Below are 8,186 nucleotides of genomic sequence, written 5' to 3' on the forward strand. Positions count from 1 at the left end.
CATCCAAGCTGTCTTTTTTCCTAGAGATATTGCCGAGAGTATTGCTTATACGGTAAACTGACTATGAAACAAGAGGTGAAAAATAATGATGCTGCTACAAGTACAGCAACTGACAAAATATTTCGGCGCTGAATTAATATTATCTAATATTAAATTGGAAATACAGACGAAAGATAGAATTGCCCTTGTCGGACGTAACGGCGCAGGAAAATCAACATTATTGAAGATGATTGCAGGACACTTATCCTATGATTCTGGTCAAATTGTAAAACCGAAAGATGTGTCGATCGGTTATTTAGCACAAAATACTGGTCTTGAATCATCATTATCTATTTGGAATGAAATGCTTTCTGTCTTTGATTATATAAAAAAAATGGAAGAAAATCTTCGCAATATTGAGCTAGAGCTTGCAAATAGCACGAATAATGAGCAAATGGAAAAACTTTTAAAAGAATACGATCAGCTCCAAATAAAATTCGAAGAAGCTGGAGGTTATCAGTATGAATCTGATATTCGCTCAGTCCTTCATGGATTACGATTTTATGAACAAGACTATTCTACCCTTATAGCAACATTAAGCGGTGGCCAAAAGACACGTCTTGCTCTTGCTAAGCTTTTATTAACTAAGCCAGATATTCTGATTCTGGATGAGCCTACGAATCATTTAGATATTGAAACACTTTCCTGGCTAGAACAATATTTAGTAGGCTATCCTGGAGCGATTTTGATTGTTTCACATGACCGTTATTTTCTAGATAAAATCGTAACACAAGTTTATGAGCTTTCCATGCATGAATTAAAGAAATTTTATGGAAACTACAGCAAATACTTAGTACAAAAAGCCGAAATTTATGAACGCGAAATGAAATTATATGAAAAACAACAGGATGAAGTAGCAAAATTGCAAGACTTTATACAACGTAATCTAGCACGTGCCTCTACGACAAAAAGAGCACAAAGCAGGCGTAAGCAGCTTGACAAAATGCAGTTGATGGATAGACCTACAAGCGGAGATAAGTCTGCATCCATTTCTTTTGGCATTGAGAAGCAAAGCGGAAACGATGTATTGAAAGTGAAAGACGCCGCAATAGGTTACAATCATACACCTTTATCGAAAAATATTCGTTTTTCAATCTTCCGCGGAGATAGCATCGCATTAGTCGGTCCTAATGGAGTCGGAAAATCGACTTTATTAAAAACAATTATTAAAAAAATAGGATTGCTCTCTGGTGAAGTCAATTACGGTACAAATGTAACAATTGGCTATTACGACCAAGAACAAGCAGAGTTATCGTCGAATAAAACTGTCTTACAAGAGCTTTGGGATCATTATCCACTGAAAGAAGAAAAAGAAATTCGTACGATGCTTGGGAATTTCTTATTCAGTGGGGATGATGTGCAAAAAACCGTCTCCACTTTAAGCGGCGGTGAAAAAGCTCGACTTGCTCTTGCAATCTTGATGCTAGAACAAGCAAACTTTCTAATCCTTGACGAACCGACGAACCATTTGGATTTAGACAGTAAAGAAGTTCTTGAAAATGCACTTGTGGATTATCCAGGTACCATTCTTTTTGTATCACACGATCGCTATTTTATTAACAGAATCGCTTCCAAAGTTGTGGAGCTTTCTCCAGAGGGTACAATAGAATATCTTGGAGATTATGATTACTATGTAAATAAAAAAGCGGAAATGCTAGAAATGGCTAGACTCGACGAAGAAAAATTACAGCCAAAAGCACGGATGGAAAGCCGGACAACAAAAACATCCTTCCAACAAGATAAGGAAACAAAAAAACTAGAAAGACAGAGAAAACGTAGAGTCGAAGAAATAGAGGAACGCCTTGGATTGTTAGAAGAAAACATGTGCGAATTAGAAGAGCTTCTCTGCCGTCCTGATATATTTGAAGATCACGAAAAAGTAATGGAACTAAATGAACAAATTGAAGGAATTAAGGTAGAAATGGATCAGCTTTTAGAGGAATGGGAAGAATTGTCTGAGCTTCTTCAGGAATAGCACCTGTTTTAGGTGCTATTCTTTTTCCACAACTTTATTAACAATTTAAGAACCGATATAATAGTTATCCTGATACTTTTCCACATTATCCACAGGAATAACATTTTTTATCCACAAATAAAGTTGAATCCTTGATATTCATAGTTTTCTTTAACAAATATCCACATTTTATCCACAGCTTTTTTGAAATAGGTTATGGGAAAATTTATGTATAGAACGGATTATTGTCGAAGGAGGGATAATTTTGAATAAAGCAGTCATCACAACGGAAAGATTAATACTACGAAAAATGTCAAAGGATGATGTTGGGAATCTAATGGAGATATTCTCAGACCCTGAGGCAATGAGGTACTATCCTTCAACAAAAAATGAAAAACAAACTATGGAATGGATAGACTGGACCTTAAATAATTATACAAATTATGGTGTAGGTCTCTGGATAGTAGAAGATAAATCAACAGGAGATTTTCTAGGACAATGCGGGATTGTCCTTCAAGAAGTAGATGGAGCAATAGAAATGGAAATAGGCTATTTATTTGTAAGACGTGTATGGGGAAATGGATATGCTACTGAAGCTGCGATGGCATGTAAGAAATATGGGTTCGAACAATTGAAGTTAAGAAGAATCGTCTCTTTACCAGATGTGAATAATATACCATCTACCAAGGTTGCAGAACGAATTGGTATGAAAGCAATCAAAACAATAAATAAATGGGGCAAAGAGGTATACGTTTATTCTGTGTCGCCCTAGCAGTTGGAATATTTTCAAAATTTATTCAGGGAAAACACTATTTTGTTAGTTCTAAAAAAAATAAACCCATTAGACTTTTATCTAACAGGTTTAAAAACTATTTTTCAATATCCAAACCGGGATGTGCATTCATTTCCATCGTGCCTCTTTTTCCCATTTCAAAGAATATGCTACCAGCTACTGCAATCATGGCAGCATTATCTGTGCATAAAAAAAGTGGTGGAATGATGAGCTCGATCTCAGGTTCTTTTTCAAATGCATTCGTTAAAGAATTTCGAAGTCCTTTATTTGCTGCGACCCCACCAGCTAAAAGAACTTGTTGCACATTATATTCTTTTGCTGCACGAACCGTTTTTTCCGTTAAGACTTCCACAACACTAGCTTGAAAACTTGCCGCTAAATCCTCAGGGCTAACGGTCTCGCCTCTTTGTTCAGCATTGTGAAGGGTATTAATAACTGCTGATTTAAGTCCACTGAAACTAAAATTATATGAGCCTTCATCAAGCCATGCCCTAGGCAGATCAATAGTTGGCTTTCCTTCGTGCGCAAGCCTATCTATATGAGGGCCGCCAGGGTAAGGAAGTTGCAATGTGCGAGCTACTTTGTCATAAGCTTCACCAGCAGCGTCATCAAGCGTTTCCCCGATTACTTTGAAAGAACCGTGCTTTTCCATATAAACCAGCTCTGTATGACCACCAGAAACAACGAGTGATATTAATGGAAATTTTAATTCAGTAATTAGGCGATTCGCATAAATATGTCCAGCAATATGATGAACAGGAACAAGTGGTATTCGATGTGCAAAAGCAAGTGCCTTCGCTGCATTCACACCTACAAGCAATGCTCCTACTAAACCGGGACCTTCTGTAACAGCAATGGCGTCAAGATCTTTGATCAAAAGGTTTGCTTGTTCCAATGCTTCCTCTATTACAATCGTCATTTGTTCAACATGGTGCCTAGAAGCAAGTTCAGGAACGACTCCACCGAATCTTTTATGACTTTCAATTTGCGAAGCGACAACGTTTGAAATAATCTCAGTCCCATTTTTTACTATCGATGCTGCTGTCTCATCGCAGCTTGTTTCAATTCCTAATACGATTAAATCTTTATTCATATCTTCACCCACATGACAATGGCATCTTCGTTATTGTCAGTATAATAATGTTTTCTTATGCCGCCTTCATTAAAACCTATTTTTTTATATAAGGACCTTGCTGGAATATTGCTAACACGTACTTCTAAGGTCATTGTTTTTGAACCAGCTTCTTTTGCTAAAGACATCATTTTTCTTAATAAGGCCTCTCCAAGCTTATGTCCACGAAATTCTGGCAAAACGGCAATATTCGTAATATGAGCTTCATCCATTACAAGCCATACACCACAATATCCTGCAACTTGCCCGTCATATTCCATCATCAAATAAAGTGCGAATCGATTACTAATGATATCTTGATAAAATGCTTCTTTTGGCCATGGAACGGAAAAAGATTTTTGCTCAATATTAAATAAACTATCTATATCATTTTCCGTAGCAATTCGAAACGAAACTCCACGTATATCATGCTCATAATCAATCATTTGCTTTCTCCTGTTTTTCCAGCCATTTTGCTTCCGCTTCAACTAAGCGTAAATAATTCGGCGTAAAAGAGTGTACATCTGCAGCTGGAAGATTTATACCTAACATTCCAAGTTCACTAGGTCTAGGATTATGTTCAGGTATTTGGGCAAACAAAGCTTTTTCTTCCAATATAGGTTGAAATGTCTTTTTATGGATCGGGATATCATTACCAATGAATAATATAGGTTCACCATAAGAATTCAAAGTATTTGCCCATTCACTAGCTAAAATATTTCTATCTGACAAAACATTGATTAAAACACCATCATCATACTTGTATAATCCTGTGTAAATTAATCCTCTTCTAGCATCAAATAAAGGACATAAATATCCTGAAAAATATCTAGGAACTGCTGCCAATACTGCAAGACTTGATACACCAACCAATGGAATCCCTAAGCTCCAGGCCATTGTTTTAGCAATCGTCACACCTATTCGTACACCCGTGTAAGAACCAGGTCCTTGTGCTACTACTATTTTACTCAATTCCGTCGTTTCTGTACCACAGTCCAAAAGCAACTGCTCAATTGCCGGCATAACACGTACACTGTGATTTTTTTTCACATTCGTAATGTATTCCCCAATGACTTTCTCTTCGCTTAAAAGTGCAATTCCTAAACAATCATTGGAAGTATCAATCGCTAAGATTTTCATCGAATAACTCCTTACATAAGGCTTCATATCTTGCCCCAGCTGGTTCAAATTTCACCATTCTCTTATCATCGCCATCTCGGTAAAGATAAATGGAGAGATGCTCGGGTGGTAGCTGTTCTTCTATAATATGAGCCCATTCAATCACCGTTACACCACCGTTATAAAAATATTCATCAATTCCCAAATCTTCGAAAGTATCTTCGACTCGATACACATCCATATGATAGAGCGGGAGTCTTCCATTGTATTCTTTTATAATGGTATAAGTAGGGCTATTTACGTTTTTTTGAATATCTAAACCTGCGGCAAGGCCTTTTGTAAATGTTGTCTTTCCCGCTCCCAGGTCCCCTTCTAACAAAATAACATCATTTTTTTTGAGTAATTTTCCCAAGTTCTTTGCAATTGAGTAAGTATCTTCGGGGCTATTCGATTTCAATTCAAAGCTTCCCATTCGAACTCTCCCTTTTAAGTACATGTTAATATAAAAACCTTCTAATAAAATTCTATACTTTTCTTTTGCAATATGAAAAAAAACGAAACTAAGTTTCGTTTTTACTTTAAATTTACATATGGCGGTCCCGACGGGAATCGAACCCGCGATCTCCTGCGTGACAGGCAGGCATGTTAACCGCTACACCACGGGACCAATATCCACGCTAAAAATAATATTGCGGGGGCAGGATTTGAACCTGCGACCTTCGGGTTATGAGCCCGACGAGCTACCAGACTGCTCCACCCCGCGACAATAAAAAATTAAACTTCATTGCTCCTTCTCTCAAAGTGCAACAAATTTATTATACTAGGTTCACTTTGAAAAATCAAGGTTTTTTTAAAATTGATTCTTACCTCCATAAAAAAGAAAAAATCTCCGTAGTTTTTCACTACGAAGACTATGAATGGATAAACATAAAGACAACTAGGAGAGTGATGGTCCCGAAAAGGAACACAGCTACAACTAAGTAGATCAAAAAGTGAATAAATTCCTTTATCTTTGCCCGTTTCATGATAGACTCTCCTGTAAAATAAAATTAGTTTACAATTCTCTTTGCTCCAACGTACTTAGTCTTCCAGTAAGTAAGGTTCATGGATTGAATTTTAACACCATTTGATGTTGCACCTATGAACTGTTGCTTCCCTACATAAATTCCGACAAATGATACTGACTTCCCGTTTGTTTTGTAGAATACTAAGTCTCCTGGCTTTAGATCCTTCAACTTTACGTCCTTACCTTTTTTAAATTGATCTGCACTTGTACGCGGCAAATTAACTTTTACACTTTTTGCATACACATATTGAGTAAAACCTGAAGCATCAAACCCTTTTGTTGTCGTTCCGCCCCATTTAAACGGCTTCCCTTTCAATGTTTGCGCGTATGCCGCAACCTGATCTCCTTTTGTCTGTGCTGCGGCATCCGCACTCAAGCCAAACAATGATGAAAACATTAGTGCTAGTGCTGTGATCACTGCTACGACCCATGATGTTTTTCTTACTGACATCCCCATTTCCATTACAAATCCCTCTTTCACTTTTTATTGTTTTTTTCTTTCTAAACACATCATAAACAATTTTCAGAGGGCAATCGTTTCCGATTGGTTAAAAATAGTTACATAAAGGTTAAAGGGGGTTTTTATTCGTATTTGGAGTTTAGTAACAGTTAGGGCTTGGAGAGAATTAATAGTTAAAATCCTTAGATTGATTTCTTTCATCATCAAAATCACCACTACTTAAGGCATTAATCCACAGATCGGTGACCTTCAACATTAATTTCTTCAACTCTTAGGGCACCTATAAGCGGATTGATGACCTTCAACATCGATTTCTTCAACTCTAAGGGCACCAATACGCATATTGGCTACCTTTAGCAATAAAATCCATAAGACTTAGGGTATCAATCACCCGATTGATACCTCTCAACATCAAAATTGGCTGATTCGTTGATCTTCTTGGTTCTCCCGATCCTTGCTACATTGATTTCGTTTCTTTACTTCCATGCCTTCCGCATTTTTTCAGGAAAACAAAAAAGACACCCAATATTTTGGATGTCTTTGGTTGCCTGGCAACGTCCTGCTCTTGCAAGGGGAAAGCCCCTTACTACCATCGGCGCGAGAGCTTAACTTCCGTGTTCGGGCTGCGGATCAGGATGACCGGCGAATCTCTTTGTCATCTGCGCTCATTCGATTCTCATGGGCATAGCCCATTCCGAGTCTCTCTCCCTTGATTCCTTGATTTTCTTGGTCCTCCTGATCCTCGCCTACATGGTTTCCGTTTCTTTTCTTCTGTACCTTCGGTACTTATTTAGATACAAAAAAGACATCCTAAAGGGATGTCCTTGGTTGCCTGGCAACGTCCTGCTCTTGCAAGGGGAGGCCCTTACTACCATCGGCGCGAGAGCTTAACTTCCGTGTTCGGGCTACGAATCAGGATGACCGGCGAATCTCTTCGTCATCCGCGTTCGTTTGATTCTCATGGGCATAGCCCATTCCGAGTCTCTCTCCCTTGATATTCTTGATCTTCTTGGTCTTCCTAATCCTCGACAACATGCTTTCCGTTTCTTTTCTTCTGTACCTTCGGTACTATTTAGATACAAAAAAAACATCCACTAAAGGGATGTCCTTGGTTGCCTGGCAACGTCCTGCTCTTGCAAGGGGAAGCCCCTTACTACCATCGGCGCGAGAGCTTAACTTCCGTGTTCGGGCTTCGGAACAGGATGACCGGCGAATCTCTTCGTCATCCGCGTTCGTTCGATTCTCATGGGCATAGCCCATTCCGAGTCTCTCTCCCTTGATTCCTTGATTTTCTTGGTCCTCCTGATCCTCGCCTACATGGTTTCCGTTTCTTTTCTTCTGCACCTTCGGTACTTATTTAGATACAAAAAAGACATCCTAAAGGGATGTCCTTGGTTGCCTGGCAACGTCCTGCTCTTGCAAGGGGAGGCCCCTTACTACCATCAGCGCTGAAGAGCTTAACTTCCGTGTTCGGGATGGGAACGGGTGTGACCTCTTCGCCATCGTCACCAGACATATGTATTTGTGAAGGATTCATTCCTTCAAAACCAGATAATAAGAGAAAACAAACCGTATCATACATTGATTAAGTCCTCGATCGATTAGTATCCGTCAGCTCCATGTGTCGCCACACTTCCACACCGG

At 38.7% G+C, this 8,186-nt stretch carries 7 protein-coding genes, 2 tRNA genes and 1 rRNA gene; 2 read left to right on the top strand and 8 right to left on the bottom strand.

Annotated elements, in window-relative coordinates; genetic code table 11:
• The first annotated feature begins 85 nt into the window (after positions 1 to 85).
• The gene (locus tag MT489_RS15920) at positions 86 to 2,014 is read left to right on the top strand and encodes an ABC-F family ATP-binding cassette domain-containing protein (protein ID WP_244682547.1); all 1,929 of its coding nucleotides are present in this window, start codon (positions 86 to 88) and stop codon (positions 2,012 to 2,014) included.
• A 244-nt stretch (positions 2,015 to 2,258) separates the two neighbouring features.
• Complete coding sequence (locus MT489_RS15925) at positions 2,259 to 2,765, top strand: GNAT family N-acetyltransferase (RefSeq protein WP_244682548.1); 507 nt, start codon at positions 2,259 to 2,261, stop codon at positions 2,763 to 2,765.
• A 97-nt stretch (positions 2,766 to 2,862) separates the two neighbouring features.
• On the opposite strand, the gene tsaD is transcribed toward MT489_RS15925, so the two are convergent.
• The 8 genes from tsaD to rrf all read right to left on the bottom strand — a co-directional run bounded on the left by tsaD (position 2,863) and on the right by rrf (position 8,055).
• Positions 2,863 to 3,879, bottom strand: a complete 1,017-nt coding sequence (gene tsaD / locus MT489_RS15930) for a tRNA (adenosine(37)-N6)-threonylcarbamoyltransferase complex transferase subunit TsaD (protein ID WP_244682549.1) — start codon at positions 3,877 to 3,879, stop codon at positions 2,863 to 2,865.
• Positions 3,876 to 4,343: a ribosomal protein S18-alanine N-acetyltransferase gene (gene rimI, locus MT489_RS15935; protein ID WP_244682550.1), complete on the bottom strand. Its 468-nt coding sequence runs from the start codon at positions 4,341 to 4,343 to the stop codon at positions 3,876 to 3,878. Before rimI ends, tsaD begins: the two co-directional genes overlap by 4 nt.
• Positions 4,336 to 5,037: a tRNA (adenosine(37)-N6)-threonylcarbamoyltransferase complex dimerization subunit type 1 TsaB gene (tsaB, locus tag MT489_RS15940; RefSeq protein ID WP_244682551.1), complete on the bottom strand. Its 702-nt coding sequence runs from the start codon at positions 5,035 to 5,037 to the stop codon at positions 4,336 to 4,338. Before tsaB ends, rimI begins: the two co-directional genes overlap by 8 nt.
• Positions 5,018 to 5,488, bottom strand: a complete 471-nt coding sequence (tsaE, locus tag MT489_RS15945; protein WP_244682552.1) for a tRNA (adenosine(37)-N6)-threonylcarbamoyltransferase complex ATPase subunit type 1 TsaE — start codon at positions 5,486 to 5,488, stop codon at positions 5,018 to 5,020. Before tsaE ends, tsaB begins: the two co-directional genes overlap by 20 nt.
• A gap of 119 nt (positions 5,489 to 5,607) precedes the next feature.
• A tRNA-Asp gene (locus MT489_RS15950) sits at positions 5,608 to 5,683 on the bottom strand.
• A gap of 22 nt (positions 5,684 to 5,705) precedes the next feature.
• A tRNA-Met gene (locus tag MT489_RS15955) sits at positions 5,706 to 5,779 on the bottom strand.
• 286 nt (positions 5,780 to 6,065) lie between these two features.
• Positions 6,066 to 6,545 (bottom strand): C40 family peptidase, encoded by a 480-nt coding sequence (locus tag MT489_RS15960; protein ID WP_244682553.1) that lies wholly within the window; start codon positions 6,543 to 6,545, stop codon positions 6,066 to 6,068.
• 1,394 nt (positions 6,546 to 7,939) lie between these two features.
• Positions 7,940 to 8,055, bottom strand: a 5S ribosomal RNA gene (gene rrf / locus MT489_RS15965).
• Positions 8,056 to 8,186 lie beyond the last annotated feature (131 nt).

Origin of the sequence: Lederbergia wuyishanensis, from assembly GCF_022900255.1 — a bacterium.
In the GTDB taxonomy this organism is placed as follows: Bacteria; Bacillota; Bacilli; order Bacillales; family Bacillaceae_C; genus Lederbergia; species Lederbergia wuyishanensis.